Origin of the sequence: Sphingobacterium sp. BIGb0116 (genome assembly GCF_024808035.1) — a bacterium.
In the GTDB taxonomy this organism is placed as follows: domain Bacteria; phylum Bacteroidota; class Bacteroidia; order Sphingobacteriales; family Sphingobacteriaceae; genus Sphingobacterium; species Sphingobacterium paramultivorum.
Genome location: NZ_JANUDT010000004.1, coordinates 322,839 through 344,126, shown reverse-complemented (window position 1 = coordinate 344,126; position 21,288 = coordinate 322,839). Strand labels below are relative to the sequence as shown.

Here is a 21,288-nt window from a genome sequence, read left to right as displayed (position 1 = left end):
TTATGTTTTAAAAGTACTTTGGTTTTCAAAGTGAATAGATAAAAAAATTATTTGTATTGCTGTTTTATTAAATTTTCAAGTGCAATAAGATGGTTTTCAAAGGCTTTAAGTCCTTTTGTCGTTCTTTTGTATCTGGTGTTCGGCTTCCGGTCAACAAAGCTTTTTTCGACAATAATGTATTCCTCTTTTTCCAATGTTTTTAGGTTGGAAGCAAGGTTACCATCGGTTACATCCAACAATTCTTTCAATGAATTAAAATCATATTCTTCATTGGCAGCGAGAACACTCATAATTTGGAGGCGAACTCTGTTTTCAAATATTTTGTCATATAAGGAAAGATCTAATTTCACGATTCGTACTTTTTGTAAACGATAAAACCATAGATGATGTGTAGCACACCAAATCCCAATCCCCACAATAGTAATCCGTTGTCCGGGAAACATATACCAATCAAACCCAGACAGATTTCCAGTATACCCAAGCCTTTTGCTTCGGCAAAGGTATAGATACTACCCGCAGTCAGTGCCAGTCCATAAAAGATCAGCAGCATAGCAGCAATCAGCTGGTAGTAGCCTTGGACAAAAAACAACAAGGATATCATGCCACCTGTTAGTAAAGGGATTGAAACTGCAAATAAAAGAGATTTGCTTGTAATGTTCCAAATCGACTGCTTATTTTTTCTCGCCTTTTTACGTGCCATTAGCCAGCCGGTCACTAGGGATGATAACAGGACGATCAGCGCAATCATTAAAAACAGTAGGGGCTCATTCAGATTTTTGCCCAATAGTAGAGCGATGCTTTCGGGTTGATGTATAATATAGTATCCCAATAGCGTTCCGACCAAAGCATAACAGCCCATGAGTACACCTGATAATCCGCTTATTGAAACAAATTTGGACGATTTTTCCATTAATGATCTGATCTGCCCAAGTTCTCTAAATAAATCTTTCTGTTCCATAAAAGTACTTTGATATTCAAAGTAAATGAATAATAATGAATTATGCAAGGGGTTGGGAGAATATTGAAAAAAAATAAAAAAAAGAGTAGAAAATACTTGCAGGATATAGGTTTGGTTTCTATCTTTGTGGCATCAAAAGAAATCCTAATGCGGAAGTGGCGTAATTGGTAGCCGCACCAGACTTAGGATCTGGCGCCGCGAGGCGTGGGGGTTCGAGTCCCTTCTTCCGCACTTGATGTCCTCCCGAACTTAAAACCTCGGGAGGATTTTTTTATGAATGCGATATAGCTAAAAAGAGTATGAATATTTCACACGAGAATGTAGATGCAATCAATGCGGTAGTCAACGTCGCATTAGCACCTGAAGATTATAATCCTCAAGTCGACAAAGAGATTAAAGCGCAAGCTAAAAAAGCAAAATTACCAGGGTTCCGTCCAGGTCAAGTTCCAGTGGGACATATCAGACGTACTTATGGTAAATCTATTTTATTTGATGAGATCAATAAATTAGTGAATGAGAAAATCACCAATTATATTGCTGAAAATAAATTAGAAGTTTTAGGTCAACCACTTCCTTTGGAAGATGATGCACAATACAGCTGGGATTATAAAGACAATTTCAACTTCAAATATGAAATTGGTCTTGCTCCTGCTTTTGAATTACCTTTTACCGCTGAGACTGAATTTACTTCGTACGAAATCAAAGCTGATGAAGAGACATTGGCAGATCGTATCAAGAACTTGCGTCGTAGCTATGGAAAAATGACTAATCCAGAAGTATCTGAAGAAGGTGATGTATTGTATGCAACATTGAAACAAGATAAAGAGGAAGGTCTAGAAAAAACAACTTCTATCCGTACAGATATCGTAGAAGATGCTAAGATTAAAAAATCATTAGTTGGTCTTAAAAAAGACGATGTTGTTAAGATTGATGTTAAAAAAGCATTCAAAACTGAAGATTTAGCACGTATCTTAGGTATCACTGAGGAAGAAGCAACTGCTTTAGACGTCACTAAATTTGAATTGACTGTTAAGAATATCAACCGCTTAGAAGAAGCTGATCTTAACCAAGAATTTTTCGATAAATTATTCGCGGAAGGTGAAGTAACAGAAGAAGCTCAATTCACAGAAAAAGTGAAAGAAGAAGTTGAGAATTTATTCAAACAAAATTCAGATCAAAGATTACGTAATGATATGTATACTTTTGGTATGGAGAAGGTTGATGTATCTTTCCCTGAAGAATTCTTGAAAAGATGGTTGAAAGCAACTAACCCAAGCATTTCTGAAGAAGAATTGAACGAAGGTTTTGCTGATTTCTTGAATAACTTGAAATGGACAATTATCGAAAATCGCGTTGTTACTGAAAATGGTCTTGAAGTTAAATATGATGAAGTTATCAATTTAGCAAAAGAACGTATCTACGCGCAAATTAAGATGTACAACATCAACGAAGAGCCTTCTGATGAGCAGTTGAACCAATTTGCAATTCAATTGTTGCAAGATAGAGAACAAGGTAATCGTTTGTTCGAAGAAGCTAAAGCTTTAAAAGTATTTGATCACTTGAAAGGTTTAGTGAAATTGAATGCTAGTGACATTGAATACAAAGAATTCGAGAAATTAGCATAAGCGATTTTTAAAATAAAAAGAAAGTCCCTTCAATCTATTTGGAGGGACTTTTTTATTTTCAGCGCAGTGTGGTCGCAGCTTTTACACTATTCTTTTTTTTGTTGTTCATATCATCCAAAGATCGCCTGTGTCGGCCGTTATATGGAGCTGAAAAAAAGCTCTGCTGGTGGAATCGAAGCGGACTCCCAGAATAGGGACAATGCGGTTGGAATAGGAGTTGGGCTGCCAGAATTGAAAGAGGTCTGCTGGAGTTGGAAGAGGCCTGTTGAAATAGCAAAGGGACTATTCCGAAAGGTCAATTGACCTTGCTTTTCTTTGTTTCAGCAGGAGCTGTCGTAGTCGTCTTCTTGCCAAAAGGGAATAGCCTTTTCAAGAACTCCGAGAAGGTGTTGAATTCCTGCCGATAGAGTAATCCGAAAGCACTAATATATTCGCCGTCATTGGGGCTAAGAAGAAAGTTACGTGTATTTAGGCGATTGGAAGCACGTAGGACCAAACGTCCGTCTTTTCTTAAATAAAACATAGCCTCGGCATCGGTTGAGACCCGATCTGAAAATACATTCAAATCCGTTAGAGCCTGACTTCTACGGTCGGAGATACCTCCTGTCAAAACAAGCCTGTCGTTGAATAGACGCAGTGAGGCAGATGCATCATTTAAAGATTTGATATTAATATCAAAGAAATTGATGTTTAGCGATTGGGCTATGATGTTGTTGATTTGGTTGAATGCTATTTCTGTGCCTGCGGATAGCAAGGTGTTATTTACTTCTTTACCGAAGTCTGTCTGTGTACCAGGTGTAAAACTTCGTCTCACGATTAGGCTAAGCGCTTGTTGATTGACATTGTTGGCATCTGAAAAGTATCCTTGCAGTTCATCCTTAACCCCGGGGTTTTGTGGAAAGTTGATATCAAACGTGATTTCCGGCTGACTTAACTGCCCTTTTAGGATCATGTCGGCCTGTGCCAATACACGCTCGGGATTTTCTTCCCGGCCTGCTGCATTATACAAAGGCGCTAAGCTTGTTCTTTGTTGATAGATGGCATTGATATTGATATTCGCTTCGGTTGGGTTTCCTGCCCATCGCACTGTTCCGCCCTCTTTGAGATCAAAAATCTTGTTGATATAGTCTTGGGCAGTGAAATTGAATTTTCCACTGTTTATGATAAAATCCCCAAACATTTCAAAATCCCCCAATGAAGATATCCGCATGTTGAGATTGCTATTTCCCCTTCCTGATAATTCGCCCATACTGGAGAATAGATTTATTTCTGCATTCGGGTTGATCAAGAGGTCCATATTCATCGTCAGACCGTTGAAATCTCGTTTTTTAGTGTTTTTCTTCGTTTTGGTCGAGTCTTTCTCAATAAAGTAGATAAAGTCGGTATCTGAGATTGTACTGGCACTATTGAAGGGAATATTGATAATCGTATTTTCTTCGGATTTAGCACGGATATTGATGTTCATGGCCGAAGTTAGTCCTTTAAACTGAAAGGTGCCTGAAGCGTAAGCAGTGCCATAATATACATTATTGTCCTTTATTGTGGTATTTAATACCATGAAATTCTTGGTTTCGGCAGTTACATCGATATCGGGATCACTCAATTTGTTGAGATCTACAACGCCATCAATGGTTGCTACATTGTTTTTGGGATCGTATACTTTTAGCCCTGTGAGAAAAATTCGGTTATTGGTAACCGCAATTTCGTCGGAAAGGCGGTATGGCGTTTTTAGGTAATTGATGACCATCGAAGCGTTATCCAATTTTCCAGAACCCGTAATTTTGGGATTCAGGATGTCTCCTTCAATAGCAAGATCTGCAGTGACCTTGCCCTGCATATTGGATACTAAGCTTCGTAAAAATGGCTGAAAAACAAATACATCTGTATTTTCCAGTTTAGCTTTCAGATTAAGCTTATTGTTTTCGCTTAGGTGGTTATAGGAACCTTGTAACTGAATTAATTTATTTCCTTCCTCTATCTTGCTGTCTAGTTTAACCAATTGATTTTCGGGATCGTAGTTGGCATTCAGTGCTAATGAGCCGATCGGAATATTGTTATACAGGATAGGAGATGTTTTTATATTGGCGACAATAAAGGGTGCTTTGAATACGGAATTAACTTCAATATTTCCATTTAAATTTCCGGAGAGATTGATGCCATGGGGTTTGGTGATCCCATTTAAGGATGTAAGATTAAAGTCCTGAAATTTGAGATTGATCTGATCACTGACTTCGTTGGACAGGATGCCATCGATATGAACTTTTTGTTCGTCGTGACTCAGTGTTAGTTTTTCAAAGTACCATTTTCCTTTCGATATTTTCAATTGTGCATCATTATTGACAAGCCATCGCTCTCTATTGATTAAGATATTCGATGGATAGAAATTGATATAGGCAGGTTTGGCATGGGCAAAGCGTATGACGCCATTAAGATCCAGACTATTGCTTGCTTCAAGTTCCGACATTTTGATGTTGAATTGTAAACTATCGTTTGCCAAGGTGTTTGAAATATTGACGTTTTTAATATAGGTACTGTCGGTAAAATTTATGCGATCGATGGAGGTCTGCAATTCCATATTCTTCAAGTTGGCATTTTGATCGACAATCAGGTGAGTTAGCCGAATGCCATTGTACTTGAATTCGGGTGCGTAAAAATTAAAACTGGCCGTTTGTTTTTCACTTTCAAATTTTGCATTGAGCGTTGCACCGCTGTCTAACGCAATGTCCTTTCGAAAGAATGTTGCGATCGGCTTAAAAGAAGTTATATTAATATTCAGGTCAAAGTCCTGGCGATTAAAAATGTTGTTTTCAAACCCGATTGCCGGAGCGTAGCGCATGGCTAAAGCTTTAAAATAAGGAACAATTGTATTGAGGTCTATTCTTCCTTTGAGATCAATGTGTCCGATAGCCGACTGCAAGGTTAGGGAGCGTGCATTTTCATCTCCTTCAGCAAGGAAATTGATGTTGCGGATGACGAATTGGCCCTTAGAGGAAGTGAAATTGACACTGTCTGATTTAAATTCGCCGGTAATATTATTGATGTTGTCCCCAATTAAACTGGTGTGGAATTTCGTGTTAATAATGTTGATGGAATCCCCTTGAAAGAAGTTGAGTTTTTTTAGATTGGCTTGTTGGATATCAGCATCCAGGTGATAGTTGGGTTTGACAGACCAATCGATATCTGTGGTAAACTGTAGTTTTAAATTTGGATCATATATTTGCCCTGAAGCAAGAATTAACTGTTTCTCTGTATTTCCTTCAATTTGTATACGTTGATAACTGTAATTCTTGTAATTGAAATTACTAAGATCTCCTTTTATCTTTAGGCTCATTTTCTTAGGATCGGTACCTGTTCCGTCAACCTGTAAATTGAAGCCTGTTGCTCCCAGATCTTTTAATTTTGTTATCGTACCTACATCGAATTTTTTAGATTGAAAATTGCCCGCATATTTTATTTCCTTCTGGATATCCAGTAAGGCATCAGCCTCAACATTACCGATCGCAGTCGTGAAAACTCCCTTTGTCTTAAATTTATTGTATAATCCATTTAGGCTGCCTTTGAATGAAAATTTGTCGAAGATCTGGACAATTTCAGGGAGTTTGAAATTTTTTAGATTTCCGAGATCTGTAATAACTGCATTTAAGTCTTTGTGCTCAGAAGAAATTGCTATGCTGGGAACAATAAATTTAGTTTTGTCGATATCTGGTAGACCGATAATCTGGAGGTCGCCTGCTAAACTAGTTTTTTTTCCAATTGTTAAATCGACCTGTGATGCGTTGATGGAAGATACAGTTCCTTCTAGATTTGCCCGCTTGATATTGACGTCAAATTTGACTTGGTGCATAGGCGAGGAAAAGAAAGCAATATCCTCGGAGTGAATACGGGAGTCCCGTGCAAGAAGTTTTACATGAACTTTATTGATGAAGTCCGAAAAATCGTCAAAGTTGTTGTAGCTAAGTTTGATGTAATTTTTGAATGTAGAACGGTTGGTGGCTAGCATAAGCTCACTGAGCTCGATACTTGTATTGCTTACCTTCGTTTGGGCAAGAAGGCCCTTGATCTCTAAACCCTTCTTTTCGCGAAGATTGAATGTCTTGATGTTCGCTGAAATTTGATTAGAATCGATTTTTATCTTATCAAAATGGGCGTTAAGTTTGGAAATCCCTAAATCTCCAAAATCGACGACTTTATTGTAATGTTTACGTCTATGGTTAACATAGTTAAACGCATTGTTCTTAATAACAAGTTCCTTTAAATCGAAGATGATTTTTTTTGAACTTTTCTTTTTCTTTTTCTTAGGTGGGTTGAAATAACGAATTAAAAATGAGATGTTTGAGCTGTCCTGAAATTGCTCAAAAGTAGCTTGGGTACCCTCAATGGTTAGTTTGTTGATCACAATCTTGTTCAGTTCAATGAACTGAGAAAGGTTGACGTTGGCTTCTAACCTTCCTGATTTTAATATTTCTTTTCCCTGTGGACTATAGAGTTGAAAATCTTCTACTACAATAGATTTAAAAGGTTTGAAATAGATACTTTTGAGGCTTATTTTGGTGTTTAGTTCGTTGGATAAATAGTCGACAGCTTTTTGGGCAACATAATTTTGTACCGGTTTCAACTGTAGGGATAACGCCAATGCAAGCAGTATAATGAATATACTACCAAGGACTATTGACACTATTTTAATTATTTTTTTGATACTTTTGTATTAAAATTTATTACCTCAAGCTATGGCTATTATTTTAGGGATTGAATCCTCTTGTGATGAAACCTCCGCTTCTATCTGTATTAACGGTGAAATACGTTCAAATGTTATTGCAACTCAGGCAATCCACGCAAAATATGGTGGAGTGATTCCCGAGCTCGCTTCACGTGCTCATCAACAAAATATTATTCCAACGGTGGAAGAAGCCATTCGCCAAGCAAAAGTAAGCAAAAATCAAATAGATGCAGTGAGTTTTACGCGGGGACCTGGATTATTAGGTGCACTTTTGGTGGGAACATCTTTTGCCAAATCATTTGCACTCGCACAGAATATCCCTTTAATTGATATAAACCATATGCAGGCGCATATTCTGGCTCATTTTATTGAGGATCCGAAGCCTAGTTTTCCGTTTTTATGTCTTACTGTTTCTGGTGGTCATACGCAAATTGTGTTGGTAAAGGATTATTTTGAAATGGAACTTTTGGGAGAAACATTGGATGACGCTGCAGGGGAGGCTTTTGATAAAACAGCTAAAATCCTGAATCTTCCTTATCCTGGTGGACCGCTTATTGATAAATTTGCAAAAGAAGGTAATCCGGCAGCTTATCGGCTTCCTGAACCCCAGATCCCTGGTTTAAATTTCAGCTTTTCAGGATTGAAAACCGCGATATTATATTTGGTTCAAGATCAATTGAAACAGAACCCGGATTTTCTGACCCACAATATGGCCGACTTATGTGCTAGTGTACAATCGCGTATTGTATCCATCCTGTTGAATAAACTAAAGAAAGCGGCAAAGGAGACAGGGGTAAAGGATATTGCCATCGCAGGCGGCGTTTCGGCTAATTCTGGCCTGAGACAAAGCTTAATTGAAATGGGTGAGAAATACAATTGGAGGGTGTTTATTCCAAAATTTGAATACTGCACCGACAATGCCGCGATGATTGCTATTGCAGGTTATCACAAATTTTTAAAGAAAGATTTCGTAGGACAGGACGTCGCTCCTATGGCTAGGATGCATCTGTAGTTAATACGGGTATTTGAGTTTCCCCGGGCACTATCCTTTTGTACTGGGGAAACTTAAAATGGTTTATTTTATAAGGGGGAACTGTACCCATAGGCCTGTGCCGTAGAGGTAAATAAGTTTTTCTTTGGCTGGTAAAAGTTCAGTTCATAACCCTCAGCACCCCAAAAGATACTGATAAAACTAATTCCTTGCTCAGAACGTAATACTGTTAGTATCTGAAAAGCCTCGTTGTCAAACTGACCGCCATCATCAACACGCCAAGTGCTGATATCATCGTATAAAGCCGGGAAATCCAAATTGATCAGCTGTTCATCCTTTGCGTAGGAAAATACAGCTAAAGCAGAGTCTTGTTGATTTTCAAACACAGTAAGATTAAACTCGGACTGATCACTGAGGATGGCAACTGTTGTACTTTTATTAATCTTCCTATTGTATTTCTTCTCAAGCTGCTCCCTAATTTCTGGAGAAGTTTCTTTTTGAATTTTTGTAAACTTCTCAATTTTATACTGGTCTATAAAAGCTTTATTGACAAGCATACCAAATTCGCCAGATTTAATCGCATCGCTAATTTTAAATAATGAACCTTCGCTATTTGCGAAGTTCTGAGCGGTCTGTCTTCCGTTACTCTCTTTATTATCCATTTTATTTTGAACAAATTCAAGCGGACTGACCTGATTTTCCACAATGACATAATTATATTTTTCGGGACCCTCCATTGCTTGATCCATAGGAAGAGCGATTAGTGAGTCCTTTTGCTGGTTTAAAAAACCAAAATATGGCGAAATTGTCTCTTCCTTATTTTCATGCTTAATTGCAGTCTTGGATTGATTTTGATTGTTACCACAAGCATATAATGTAAGTAGAAAAATAGCTGAAAAAAGTGACTTCATAAGTATTTTGAATTTTTTTGTGAAATATAAGGCTTTCCCTCATCATAATGAAAAGATTTAAACTTTAATGTTATGATGAACTCTAAATTGAATATCTACCGCAAAGAATGGCTGGACGTTATTTTTGCGGGTCGCAACAAAATGTACGGTGCTTATGAGTTGCGAAATCTCTCTGATAAAGCAACAAATGTGGGTTTGGGAATTGTTGTTTCTTTTGCAGTTTTGCTGATCGCAGGATCCTATGCATATAATAAATATTTTAAGCAAACTGTTCCGGCCGTGATTTATACGGTACAAGATATTGGGCCCGACATGCTGGAAGAAATTCAAAAGAAGGTAGAGGAAAAAGAGGAGGTTCCTGAAGAACCTGTCATGATGCAGGAGAAAGCCCCGCAGCAGGTTGCCCAAGATGTGTCCAAATTTGATTTGGTTAGAATGCCCGATATAAAAGTGGCCAAAGCAAATCAAGTTACGGAAGAACTTGTGAGTCAGGATGAGTTGAAAAATCCCAATACAATGACCTCAAGGATCACATTGAAGGCAAGTCCATCGGGTACATATATTGCGCGTGGTGAATTTGGTTCTTCAAAAAGGGATGGTGATATTACAGGTTCTAAAGATGGTTCATTATCCGGAGGTGGAACTGATGATAATTCTAACAATACATTTACATCAGTAGAAATTATGCCAACACCTGTAGGGGGACTACCTGCGTTTATGAAGTGGATCGCCGAGAATTATAACTTTCCACAACAGGCTTTGGATCAAGGGGTATCTGGTGTTATAGAGGTTTCTTTTGTCGTTGAAAAAGATGGGTCACTAACAGATATTGCTGTTAAACGTGATATGAAATTTGGTACGGGAGATGCTGCGATAAACTTATTGAAGAAAGCGAAAAAATGGAAACCTGGAGTACAAAATGGACTTAAAGTGCGTGTAGCGTATACATTACCGATCCGTTTAAGTGCTGTCTCACAATAAATGCTTCTTAACTTTATTTAACAGATCATCAATTAAACTTTCGATAGCCGAGAAGACTCTTACTGATAAATAAGTTGAAAAAGGGTACTTATTAAAAAGAATGATTGTTGGTTTTATAAAAAATAAAGAAATGAAAAAGTTGATGTTAAGTTTGGCGTTATCTGGATTGATGTTAGCCGGTTTCGCTCAAGAAAAAAAAGATGTTAAACCAGAAATGAAAGAAATGCAAACTTCCGTGCATAAACATAAAATGGGAAGAATGCACGATGGTTTTAAAAATAAAACTCCAGAGGAAGTTGCTAAGATGAAAACTGATCGCATGGATCAAAAATTGAAATTTACAGATAAACAGCGTAAAGATATCTATGCCTTTAATTTGAAGCAAGCAAAAGACCATCAAAAAATGGCTGCCGAACATCAGGAACATCGATCAAAAATGAAAAAGCAACGTGTGGCAGAACATGAAAAAATGATGGGAATGTTAACTCCAGAGCAACAAAAAACGTTAAAGGATTCCTACGCTGAAAATCGTAAAATGCACAAAGAACATTGGAAAAAAGACAGACAGCTAAAAAGAAAGGACTTAAAAAAAGGTGAAGTAACTAAAACAAATGATGCAGAGGTAAAAGCATCATAAAAATTAAACAAGGATAGTTTTCATATTAAATATTGGTGAGTGTTAGTAGAGGAGGGAACCATTGGTTCCCTCTTTCTTATTATGTAAGCTCATCCTTATTACCTAAGCTCGTCATTTATTCGAAGTGTTTTGTCTAGCTCAAGGTTACATGATTGCAAAATGCTTCGGTACTCCCATTAGGATACGCTTATTTGATAAACCTTCTTGTTATTGAATTACTATCCATCAGCTTGGTGATCAGAAAACTTAAGCTAAAACCTAGGAGCGCTATGGAGAGGATTTTCAGTGTGGCTGGAAGATTAGGAATAGTCAAGAAGATGTCTGTCAATGCTTGAACAATGATAAAATGCGCTAAGTAAATACCAAACGTGGCTGATGAAAGGCGTTTTATCCATTTAGATTCGGGTATCTTCAGTTTTTGAACGACAAGAAAAATAGAAATGGTCATCAACGCTACGTTGATATTACAGAAATACCAAATAACCTCGAGATTGGCATAATTCCCAGGATAGTACTTCTGGGTCACCAAAAAGCCAAAAAATGTGGCTAGAAATCCAACGATAAATAAAGGTAAGGCAATCGCTATGGTCTTGGTGATAGACCATTGAAAAGGATAGTTGACCAAATAATAAGCTAGCACAATATAGCCCAGAAAACCTGAAAAATAATAGAAGGTGCCAAATTCATTCCAGTTACAGACACCCCAGATTCCCATCTGCTCATAGTTGCCAGCATATCCCAATGTTGGAGCAATCATTTTTATGTATGGAATGAGGAGTGTGACCATCCAGAACGCAAGAAAATATTGAATGTCTTTTTTTGTTGCCTGATTCAACCAGCTGCCAATGATAGGTATGATTAGGTATAGACCAATTAACATGTACATATACCAAAGGGGGGTAGTATCGTAGTTAAAATTAAATATTGCTGTATAAATTTTTGTAATTGTTGCCTGCATCGTAAAATTATTCATATCGATCAAAGCACTGGGACTACTTTTAATAAAGTTCAGGTATACAAAAAAAGCTATTGGCAATACAATTGACCAAAAGATCAGTGGGACAATTATTCTTCCGATTCTCTTTTTATAAAATGTGGCCAGATCGGTTTTGACAGGAAATAGGAGTATACCTGACATCATTGCAAATAAGGGGACACAGGCGCGAACAATACTTCCCCAGAACACACCTTGGTGGAAGGTGCTGCTGTTGTCAAATGTTCCGACAAAGGCGTCGCAGCTATGGGATATGAGTACCATGAAGCAGGCAAGAATACGTAAGAAATCAATCCAGGGAAGATAAGTTTTTGTATTTTCAGAAGTCATTTGTAATGAGGTTTGGGAGCGAAGCTAACAAAAAAAGTGGCATTAGTTTGATCGACTAATGCCACTTTTTTGTTATTCTTTATTTTTTTGATGTTCTTTCCATTGTTTGGAGAAAGATTTGTCAGCCAATTTGGGTAGTTCCCGTTGATCTCCCCAGGTTTTCTGAAAGAGTTTTTTGAGAAAGAAATTTTTGAATTTCCCACCAAAGAAATCGATCAGTTTTCTGCGCATTATCCCGTAGGTGAACCATTGCCAGACTTTTTGTTCTGTTTTTGTTGCCAGACCTTGATCAACTGAATCTTTTCTGTTGACGAGAAGCATGCGCTGTATGTCAATACCAACGGGGCAGACCTCTGTACATTTTCCACAGAGTGTGGAAGCGTAGCTTAGGTGTTTAAATTCCTTCATGCCATTCAAATGTGGCGATATGAGCGATCCAATTGGGCCTTGATATGTCGTTTCATAGGTATGTCCACCGATGTTCTGATAGATTGGACATACATTCAGACAGGCGCCACAACGGATGCAGTATAAACCTTGACGTTGTTCTTTTTGCGCTAAGAGCTTGCTGCGGCCATTGTCAAGCAGTATAACATACATTTCTTCGGGGCCATCTGATTCATAAGGCTGTTTCGGCCCAGTGAGTAGTGTGTTGTATACCGTTAGATTTTGGCCCGTGCCATGTGTGGATAGGAGTGGCCAAAAGACTTCTAAATCTTGTAGGTTGGGAATGATTTTTTCTATTCCAACAACGGCAATATGTGTTTTGGGGAAGGTCGATGTCAATCGGGCGTTTCCTTCATTTTCGGTAATTGCTATACTTCCAGTTTCAGCAATTAAGAAATTGGCTCCAGTAATTCCAACTTCTGCCGATAGGTAGCGATCTCGAAGTAATTCACGGGCCTTCATTGTAAGCTGTTCCGCAGATGCATCTAGCGGTGTGTCAAATTTCTCGTGAAAAAGCTTGGCAATATCTTCCAGGCTCAAATGCATGGCCGGCGTAACAAAATGATAAGGTTTTTGATCCAGAAGCTGAATGATATACTCGCCAAGATCAGTTTCTATGGCTTCAATATTTTTGGAGGCCAGAAAATGATTAAGCTCGATCTCTTCTGTCGCCATCGATTTTGACTTTACTACAGATTTTGCTTTTTTACGCGCAATGATCGAATAGATTTCGTCCAAGGCTTCCGTAGCGTCATTGGCCCAGATTACTTTTCCGCCTCTAGCCGTGAAGTTTGCTTCAAATTGCAACAAATAACGATCGAGATTTTCCATGACCTTCCATTTGATCAGGTTCGCTTTTATCTTGCTATTTTCAAGGTCCGCAAATTTGCTCTTGCCTTTTTCGAAAGCCATGCTGTATTTGTCGATATTGTAATTGATAATATCGCGGTGTTTGGTGTCAAATGCTTTTTGCGCACTTTCCTTAATAAACGTATTAGCGGTACTCTCTGCCATCTAATCTGCTAATTTTTCACAAAAAAAGTTGGTAAAAATTACCAACTTTTAAATATACTGTTAATAAATTGTTTCTCGAAAATCGAGTTAAATAATTTATGCTTTTATTGCAATATTCAAGCTTAGCTCGTCCAGCTGCTCTTGGTGAATGGTTGACGGTGCGTCAATCATAACATCTCTTCCCGAATTGTTTTTTGGGAATGCAATGACGTCGCGGATGGAATCTAAACCTGCCAATAAGGATACTAGTCGGTCAAAACCAAAAGCCAATCCGCCATGTGGAGGAGCACCGAAGGTGAAGGCCTCCATAAGGAACCCAAATTGTTTTTTTGCTTCTTCAGGGCTGAATCCTAAATGTTTGAACATGAGCGATTGAAGCTCTCTGTCATGGATACGGATTGATCCACCACCTACTTCTACACCGTTTAAAACAAAGTCATAGGCATTTGCTCTTACTTCTCCTGGATTGGTATCTAAAAGTGGGATATCTTCCGGTTTTGGTGAAGTGAATGGGTGGTGCATTGCATGGAAACGGCCATTTTCTTCGTCCCATTCCAATAGTGGGAAATCAACGACCCATAATGGTGCAAAGGTTTCTTTGTTGCGGAAACCAAGTTGCGACGCAACTTCGAGGCGTAATTCATTGAGTTGTTTGCGAACTCTGTCTGTTCCACCAGCCATAATTAACAATAAGTCGCCAGGTTTCGCGTGAAACGCTACTGCAATTGCCGACAGTTGTTCTGGCGTGAAAAATTTATCAACGGACGACTTCACTGAACCATCTTCATTCACGCGCGCATATACCAACCCTGTTGCACCGATCTGTGGACGTTTGATAAAATCTGTCAATGCATCCAGTTGTTTTCGGGTATAATGTGCACAATTTTCCGCGTTGATACCAACTACTAATTCCGCTGCATCAAATACAGGGAAACCTTTTCCTTTGGCAACATCGTTTAGTTCAACAAACTGCATTCCGAAACGGATGTCTGGTTTGTCTGATCCATAAAGGCGCATCGCATCTGCGTAAGTCATACGCGGAACAGTACCTAAGTCGATACCTTTGATTGTTTTGAAGATATGTTTTGCAAGCCCTTCAAAGATATTTAAAACATCTTCCTGTTCTACAAAAGACATTTCACAGTCTATTTGCGTGAATTCTGGTTGACGGTCTGCACGCAAATCTTCATCACGAAAACATTTTACAATTTGAAAATAGCGATCAAAACCTGAAACCATCAATAATTGTTTGAAGGTTTGTGGGGATTGTGGTAACGCATAAAATTCTCCAGGATTCATACGGGAAGGTACGACAAAGTCGCGTGCTCCCTCTGGAGTTGATTTAATCAGATATGGGGTTTCTACTTCCAGGAAGTTTTGGGAATCAAGATAACGGCGTACCTCTTGTGAGGTCTTATGACGTAAAATAAGGTTTTCACGTACGGGGTTACGACGTAAATCGAGGTATCTGAACTTCATTCTGATGTCATCACCACCATCTGTTTCATCTTCTATTGTAAAAGGGGGTAATTTAGCGGCATTTAATATTTCAAGATTTGAAACCTTGATTTCAATATCTCCAGTGGAGATTTTAGCATTTTTATTAGAGCGTTCGATAACTTCTCCAGTTACCTTGATGACATATTCTCTTCCGAGCTCACGGGCACTTGCGCGCAAGGAAGCATCATCATCTGCATTGAACGTTAATTGTGTGATACCATATCGGTCTCTAACATCGATGAAAGTCATACCGCCCAAATCGCGCGATTTTTGAACCCATCCACTTAGGGTAACCGTTTTCCCTAAGTCAGCTAGTGTTAATTCTCCACAAGTGTGTGTTCTGTGCATATCGTTATGAAAATTATATTTGACGCAAAATTATTGGTTTTACTCGACAATAACGAATTCTATTCAGGTTATTTGAGTGGCATTCTCCCACTTTCTTCCACATTTTTTGTTTCTGTTTTTGGTGCCTCCCACTTTGCCCCCTTTTGGTAGAAAAATTGGGTAAAATTAAATTTCTAAAGAGGAAATTTTTACAATTCATTTCTGATTTTGATAAAAAAAAGAGCGAAAAATCGCGTCTCATGCAATAGCTTGTTTTACAGATAAATTGGTGTTTAACTGCTTGTAAATAAGGTTTTATGTGTATTTTTTTTAAAGTCAACTTCTGTTTGTTGTAGCTATTTGTCGATGTGGAAAACTTTTTTATGTGATAAAGTGGGGGAAAGTGGGAGAAAGTGTATACTTTTACATTTAAATTAGAATAGGATAATTGACTATATGACTCAGTTGATCGGAGAATTCGAATGCAAGCTAGACGCCAAAGGAAGGATGGTGTTGCCAGCTGCGCTCAAGAGGCAAATGCCTCATGTAGAGCGGGATGGCCTTGTAGTGAATCGCGGTTTTGAGAAACATCTGGTATTTTATCCAAGGGAAGAGTGGGATTTGATGACAGCCAAGCTGGCTAAATTGAATCAATTCGATCCCAAGGTTCGTGCGTTTGTTCGTGCTTTTACACGCGGTGCTACGGAATTGACATTGGATGCTGCTGGTCGTGTTTTGTTACCAAAAAGTTTGTTGGAATTTGCAGGTATAAGCACTGAGCTGGTTTTGGCTTGTCAGTTTAACAAGATTGAGGTTTGGTCAAAAGAAGGGTATGAGGAATTGATGGGTGAAGGCGGTGTAGAAGATATATCATCTTTGGCGGCAGAGGTAATGGGAGATATTAATTTTGGACTATAAGTGTATGGAGAATGTATATCATGTTCCGGTAATGTTACAAGAATGTATGGATGCTTTGGCTATTAAGCCGGATGGTGTCTATGTGGATGTAACTTTTGGTGGTGGTGGTCATTCTCGGGAGATTTTGAAGAGATTGGGGCCAAAAGGGAAGTTGTTTGCTTTTGATCAGGATCCGGATGCATTGGAGAATGCAATCGACGATCCTCGTTTTACATTGATACATCAAAACTTTAGATTTTTAAAGAATAGCCTTCGTTTGGAGGGGGTGCGTACTGTAGACGGTATTTTGGCGGATTTAGGTGTTTCTTCGCATCAATTTGATGCTGCTGATCGCGGGTTTTCTATCCGCTTTGACGCGGATCTGGATATGCGTATGGATCAGGTTGGTGATTTGGATGCGAAGTCGCTTTTGGCGACTTATTCGGAGGAAGATCTTCACCGCATTTTTGGGATGTATGGTGAAATCATGAATGCCAAGTCGCTTGCAAAAACAATTGTTACTGCGCGTTTGGCACAGCCGATTCAGACTGTTGCCGAATTGAAAGAGGTGATTCAACGGATGGTTCCGAAAGGTAAAGAACATAAGTATCATGCGCAGGTGTTTCAGGCGCTTCGTATAGAAGTGAATCGTGAGCTGGAAGCCTTACAGGAATTTTTGTTGCAAACAGTTGATGTGCTGCATGTTGAAGGTCGATTGGCGGTGATGTCCTATCACTCTCTGGAGGATCGTTTGGTTAAAAATTTTATGGCCAAAGGAAAATTCAAAGGGGAAGTTGAAAAGGATTTTTTTGGAAATGAAATTAAGCCATTTCATGTGTTGAGCCGTAAAGCAATTACGGCATCTGCGCAGGAGTTGGCGGTAAATAATAGATCGCGCAGTGCGAAACTGCGTATTGCTGAAAAGTTGGATTTGTCTTAAAAATGGAGCGAGAGGATGAGCAGAAATACGATAAGACAGAAAGAGTTGAGTGAGGAAGTTCAAGAGGAACTACAAGAAACTGTCGAAGAAAAGGCGGAACAAACAGAAGCGTTTATTAAAACGCTTTTTACCGTTGGAGACCTTTCGTTAAATAAAATATTGCAGTACTTGCCTTTTGGAGCTTTTATCGCCTTTCTGATGTTGTTGTATATTTCCAATCGTCATTTTGCAGAGCGAACTATTCGGAGCATCGATAAAGTGAGTAAAGAGGTGAAGGAATTGGGCTGGGATCATAAATCGCTCTCTGCTGAACTGATGAAAATGTCTACACAGACAGAAATTGCCAAACGTGTAGATTCTTTGGGATTGAAAGAGCGTGTAGAACCACCGATCAAGGTTGAAGTTATAGAGAATAAGGAAGATAAATAGGAAGAGTTATGAGTATCAGAAATACGATTCTTGTTCGTGTCTACTTTGCTTTTGGGCTTATTGTACTACTTGCGTTTTTGGTATTTGGAAAAATGACAAAGTTGCAGTATGTCGATGGAGAGCATTGGAAAGCTTTAGCGGATAGCCTTTCTATTCAGGAACGGGAGGTGGAGGCTGCTCGTGGTAATATTTATTCAAATGACGGAAGCTTATTGGCTACCTCAGTACCTGAATATGAGCTTCGTTTTGATGCAATGGCTATTCCGGAAGAGGGTGAAGAGTATTTCAATTTGAAAGTTGACTCCTTGGCTATTAAACTTGCTGATTTTTTTAAAGATAAATCATCTCGGCAGTATTTGACATTATTAAAACAGGCGCGGAATAAAAAACAGCGCTACTTGTTGCTGAAACGTAATGTGTCACATCAGGATTTAAAACGGATAAAACAATTTCCCCTACTTAAATCTGCCCGTGTCAACAAGGAGCGTTTTCCAAGTTGTTTGATCACAGATAGGCAGAACAAACGTATTTTACCTTTTGTCAATCTCGCTGCTCGAACCATCGGTTATAAAAATGTGAAGGAAAATATTCATGTTGGACTGGAGGGAGCCTATGGTGAGTTTATCGACGGGAAAAGCGGAAAAAGATTAATGCAGCGTATTGCCGGCGGGGTATGGATTCCCGTTAACAAAGATATCGAGGTCGCTCCGGTAGATGGGTCTGATATTATCTCGACCATTGATGTGAATATGCAAGATATGGCGCAAAGGGCGCTGGAGAAGCAGATGATAACGAGTAACGCGGATGAGGGCTGTGTTGTGATGATGGAGGTGAAAACAGGAGAGGTGCGTGCGGTGGCCAATTTTATGCGTGATAAAGATGGGGTCTATCGTGAAAAGTTCAATCTTGCGATTGCGCAAAGTGCAGATCCAGGTTCAACGTTTAAGTTGGCTTCTTATTTGGCTTTGATTGATGATAAGAAAATAGACTCGAGTACAACAGTGAATATTGGTAATGGTAATTGGCCAATTTACAAGCATACCATTCGTGATTCACATGCGCCTAAGAAGTCTATAATTTCTGCGAAAAGGGCCTTTGAGGAATCGTCGAATGTGGGTGTTACTAAGTTTGTTTATCAGGCCTACAAAGATAACCCAGATCAGTTTACATCAAAACTGCATTCTTTTGGTTTTGGTAAGGCACTCGATCTACAGATTCCAGGGGAAGGTATACCCTTGGTGAAATCTTCGAAAAGTAAAAGCTGGAGTGGGTTGTCGCTGGTACAGATGGCTTACGGCTATGAAATGAAAATTACGCCATTGCAAACGTTGACATTTTATAATGCTGTCGCAAATAACGGTAAGTTGATAGCGCCGCTATTTGTTAAAGAAATTCGGCATTTAGGAAATACAATTCAAACGTTTCAAGCGAAAGTCATTAACGAAAAGATCGCCTCGGATCATGCTTTAGCAGAGGTGCGGGGAATGATGGAAGGTGTTATGACTGAAGGGACAGGTAGAAGTGTTGCCAGTCCATTGTATAGTTCTGGTGGTAAAACAGGTACAGCACAGATGGCTGATGGCTCGAGAGGGTACGGTGCTAGACGATATCAATCTTCATTCGCCGGGTATTTTCCGGCAGAAGATCCAAAATATTCCATTATTGTGGTGATTCGTAACCCGAGAAATGGATATTATGGTGGATCTGTTGCCGGACCTGTATTTAAAGAACTTGCCGATATGGTTTATGCTAATGATATGGAGATGGAGGGGAAAAAGACCTTTAAAGCAGTGAATGTGGGTGGGCGAATGCCATTGACTTTACAGGGATCGAAAGAAGCAAGTAAAAAGGTCTACGAAAGGTTGGGGATTAATACCGTGAATTGGGATACGATTGCGCGGGGAGAGGTGGATACCTCGACACGAGGCGTGCCATTCATAGATTTAAAATATAAAGAAGGAATTGTTCCGAATGTTGTCGGAATGGGATTGATGGATGCTTTATATGTTGTGGAGAATGCAGGATTTAAAGCGCACGTGACAGGAAAAGGAAGAGTAGGAATACAGTCGTTAGCTGCAGGACAGAAACTGGCTTTTGGAACGGCGATAAATTTAGAACTTAAGTAATGATGGATTTAAAAAAAGTATTGCATGCTATCCCTGTACAGCAGGTTGTAGGGAACCTTGAAGAGGTCGATGTGCACTCTTTGTGCTTTGATTCCAGAAAAGTGGAGTTGGGAAGTTTGTTTATCGCAGTGCGGGGTGTTCAAACAGATGGTCACTTGTTTGTAGACAAGGCAATTACTTCCGGAGCAAGAGCCGTTATTGTAGAAGAGTTGCCAAAAGAGACATTAGACTCTGTCGCCTATATCTTAGTGGCCGATTCTGCTTATGCTTTGGGTGTAGCTGCTGCTAATTTCTACGGAAACCCTTCGGAACAGCTGAAACTGGTTGGTGTGACTGGAACAAATGGTAAAACGACAGTAGCTACATTGTTGTTTCAGCTGTTTACTGAGTTGGGCTACCATGTAGGCCTATTATCTACGGTGCAAAACCAGATTGGGACAAAGATTATACCAGCCACACACACAACACCAGACCCTATTCAATTGAATAAATTGTTACGGGATATGGTTGATGATGGCTGTGACTATGCATTTATGGAGGTTAGTTCACATGCTGTCGTTCAGGAACGTATTGCAGGCTTGGTGTTTGCGGGCGCAATATTCACGAATATTACGCATGATCACCTGGATTTTCATAAAACTTTTGATAACTATATTAAAGCGAAAAAGAAGTTTTTTGATGATTTAGATGCGAATGCTTTTGCTTTGACGAATGCTGACGATAGAAATGGTCAGGTTATGCTTCAAAATACAGTGGCACACCGGAAAAGCTATGGCTTACGTTCCGGTGCAGATTTTAAAGCAAAGGTGATCGAAAGCCATTTCGATGGTATGTTGATGAGTGTTGACGGACAGGAAGTATGGGTGAAATTGATCGGCGATTTCAATGCATATAACCTTTTGGCGGTTTATGCTACCGCTATCTTGCTTGAGCAGGAAACGGTGAAAGTGTTGACCGCACTCAGTAACTTGAAGGGGGCAGAGGGACGATTTGAAACGATGAAATCGGCTTCGGGTGTTTTTGGGATCGTAGACTACGCGCATACACCTGATGCGGTTGAAAATGTGTTGAAGACCATAAGTTCATTGCGACGTCCAGAGCAAAAAATCATCACGGTGTTAGGATGCGGAGGCGATCGGGATAAGACCAAGAGACCTGAAATGGCAGAGGCGGCTCTGCGTTATAGTGATCGTTTTTTAATTACATCTGATAATCCGCGTACGGAAGATCCTTATCAGATTATTAGAGATATTGAGGCTGGTGTGGCAGCAGACCAGAAGGCGAAGACGCTTTCTATAGCTGATCGTAAGGAAGCTATACGGACGGCATATCAGCTGGCTAATCCCGGGGATATTATCCTAGTGGCAGGAAAAGGGCATGAAAAATATCAGGATGTAAATGGTGTAAAGCATCATTTTGATGATAAAGAAGTTTTAGAGAATACATTTAACGAACAATAGAAAT

At 39.3% G+C, this 21,288-nt stretch carries 16 protein-coding genes and 1 tRNA gene; 10 read left to right on the top strand and 7 right to left on the bottom strand.

Translation table 11 applies throughout. The features are described from left to right. Positions 1–47: 47 nt before the first annotated feature. Both M2419_RS12540 and M2419_RS12535 read right to left on the bottom strand, forming a co-directional pair. Positions 48–350, bottom strand: coding sequence for a transcriptional regulator (locus M2419_RS12540; protein ID WP_075991269.1), 303 nt, complete (start codon positions 348–350; stop codon positions 48–50). After that, positions 347–958, bottom strand: a complete 612-nt coding sequence (locus M2419_RS12535) for a hypothetical protein (protein ID WP_153846534.1) — start codon at positions 956–958, stop codon at positions 347–349. The genes M2419_RS12540 and M2419_RS12535 overlap by 4 nt, the downstream gene beginning before the upstream one ends. 149 nt (positions 959–1,107) lie before the next feature. On the opposite strand from M2419_RS12535, the gene M2419_RS12530 reads away from it, so the two are divergent. Both M2419_RS12530 and M2419_RS12525 read left to right on the top strand, forming a co-directional pair. Beyond that, a tRNA-Leu gene (locus M2419_RS12530) sits at positions 1,108–1,189 on the top strand. A 68-nt stretch (positions 1,190–1,257) separates the two neighbouring features. Further along, the gene (locus M2419_RS12525) at positions 1,258–2,583 is read left to right on the top strand and encodes a trigger factor (RefSeq protein WP_153846535.1); all 1,326 of its coding nucleotides are present in this window, start codon (positions 1,258–1,260) and stop codon (positions 2,581–2,583) included. A gap of 295 nt (positions 2,584–2,878) precedes the next feature. On the opposite strand, the gene M2419_RS12520 is transcribed toward M2419_RS12525, so the two are convergent. After that, the gene (locus M2419_RS12520; protein WP_153846536.1) at positions 2,879–7,258 is read right to left on the bottom strand and encodes a translocation/assembly module TamB domain-containing protein; all 4,380 of its coding nucleotides are present in this window, start codon (positions 7,256–7,258) and stop codon (positions 2,879–2,881) included. Positions 7,259–7,310: 52 nt separating this feature from the next. Here M2419_RS12520 and tsaD point away from each other — a divergent pair, with 52 nt between their 5' ends. Then, positions 7,311–8,312 (top strand): tRNA (adenosine(37)-N6)-threonylcarbamoyltransferase complex transferase subunit TsaD, encoded by a 1,002-nt coding sequence (tsaD, locus tag M2419_RS12515; RefSeq protein ID WP_088160409.1) that lies wholly within the window; start codon positions 7,311–7,313, stop codon positions 8,310–8,312. Between the two features lie 68 nt (positions 8,313–8,380). Here tsaD and M2419_RS12510 read toward each other — a convergent pair whose 3' ends face one another. Then, the gene (locus tag M2419_RS12510) at positions 8,381–9,202 is read right to left on the bottom strand and encodes a hypothetical protein (protein WP_088160410.1); all 822 of its coding nucleotides are present in this window, start codon (positions 9,200–9,202) and stop codon (positions 8,381–8,383) included. 72 nt (positions 9,203–9,274) lie between these two features. Between M2419_RS12510 and M2419_RS12505 the strand changes: the two genes are divergently transcribed. Continuing rightward, a complete protein-coding gene (locus M2419_RS12505; protein ID WP_088160411.1) occupies positions 9,275–10,183 on the top strand; it encodes an energy transducer TonB in 909 nt (302 codons plus the stop codon). Between the two features lie 100 nt (positions 10,184–10,283). After that, positions 10,284–10,820 (top strand): hypothetical protein, encoded by a 537-nt coding sequence (locus tag M2419_RS12500; protein WP_259255206.1) that lies wholly within the window; start codon positions 10,284–10,286, stop codon positions 10,818–10,820. Between the two features lie 187 nt (positions 10,821–11,007). Here M2419_RS12500 and M2419_RS12495 read toward each other — a convergent pair whose 3' ends face one another. The 3 genes from M2419_RS12495 to aspS all read right to left on the bottom strand — a co-directional run bounded on the left by M2419_RS12495 (position 11,008) and on the right by aspS (position 15,453). After that, positions 11,008–12,144, bottom strand: coding sequence for an acyltransferase (locus tag M2419_RS12495; protein WP_182329973.1), 1,137 nt, complete (start codon positions 12,142–12,144; stop codon positions 11,008–11,010). A gap of 72 nt (positions 12,145–12,216) precedes the next feature. Next, positions 12,217–13,605, bottom strand: a complete 1,389-nt coding sequence (locus M2419_RS12490) for a LutB/LldF family L-lactate oxidation iron-sulfur protein (RefSeq protein ID WP_153846541.1) — start codon at positions 13,603–13,605, stop codon at positions 12,217–12,219. 96 nt (positions 13,606–13,701) lie between these two features. Beyond that, a complete protein-coding gene (gene aspS, locus M2419_RS12485) occupies positions 13,702–15,453 on the bottom strand; it encodes an aspartate--tRNA ligase (RefSeq protein WP_153846542.1) in 1,752 nt (583 codons plus the stop codon). 435 nt (positions 15,454–15,888) lie between these two features. Between aspS and mraZ the strand changes: the two genes are divergently transcribed. From mraZ to M2419_RS12460, 5 genes are read left to right on the top strand one after another with little or no spacing between them, the layout of a single operon-like run. Beyond that, positions 15,889–16,350, top strand: a complete 462-nt coding sequence (mraZ, locus tag M2419_RS12480) for a division/cell wall cluster transcriptional repressor MraZ (RefSeq protein ID WP_159731836.1) — start codon at positions 15,889–15,891, stop codon at positions 16,348–16,350. A gap of 4 nt (positions 16,351–16,354) precedes the next feature. Then, positions 16,355–17,269 (top strand): 16S rRNA (cytosine(1402)-N(4))-methyltransferase RsmH, encoded by a 915-nt coding sequence (gene rsmH / locus M2419_RS12475; RefSeq protein WP_153846544.1) that lies wholly within the window; start codon positions 16,355–16,357, stop codon positions 17,267–17,269. 15 nt (positions 17,270–17,284) lie between these two features. Continuing rightward, complete coding sequence (locus M2419_RS12470; RefSeq protein ID WP_075991280.1) at positions 17,285–17,698, top strand: FtsL-like putative cell division protein; 414 nt, start codon at positions 17,285–17,287, stop codon at positions 17,696–17,698. Positions 17,699–17,706: 8 nt separating this feature from the next. Next, entirely contained in the window at positions 17,707–19,824 is a 2,118-nt protein-coding gene (locus M2419_RS12465) for a penicillin-binding protein (RefSeq protein WP_182329971.1), read from the top strand. Next, entirely contained in the window at positions 19,824–21,284 is a 1,461-nt protein-coding gene (locus tag M2419_RS12460) for a UDP-N-acetylmuramoyl-L-alanyl-D-glutamate--2,6-diaminopimelate ligase (protein WP_153846546.1), read from the top strand. Before M2419_RS12465 ends, M2419_RS12460 begins: the two co-directional genes overlap by 1 nt. Positions 21,285–21,288 lie beyond the last annotated feature (4 nt).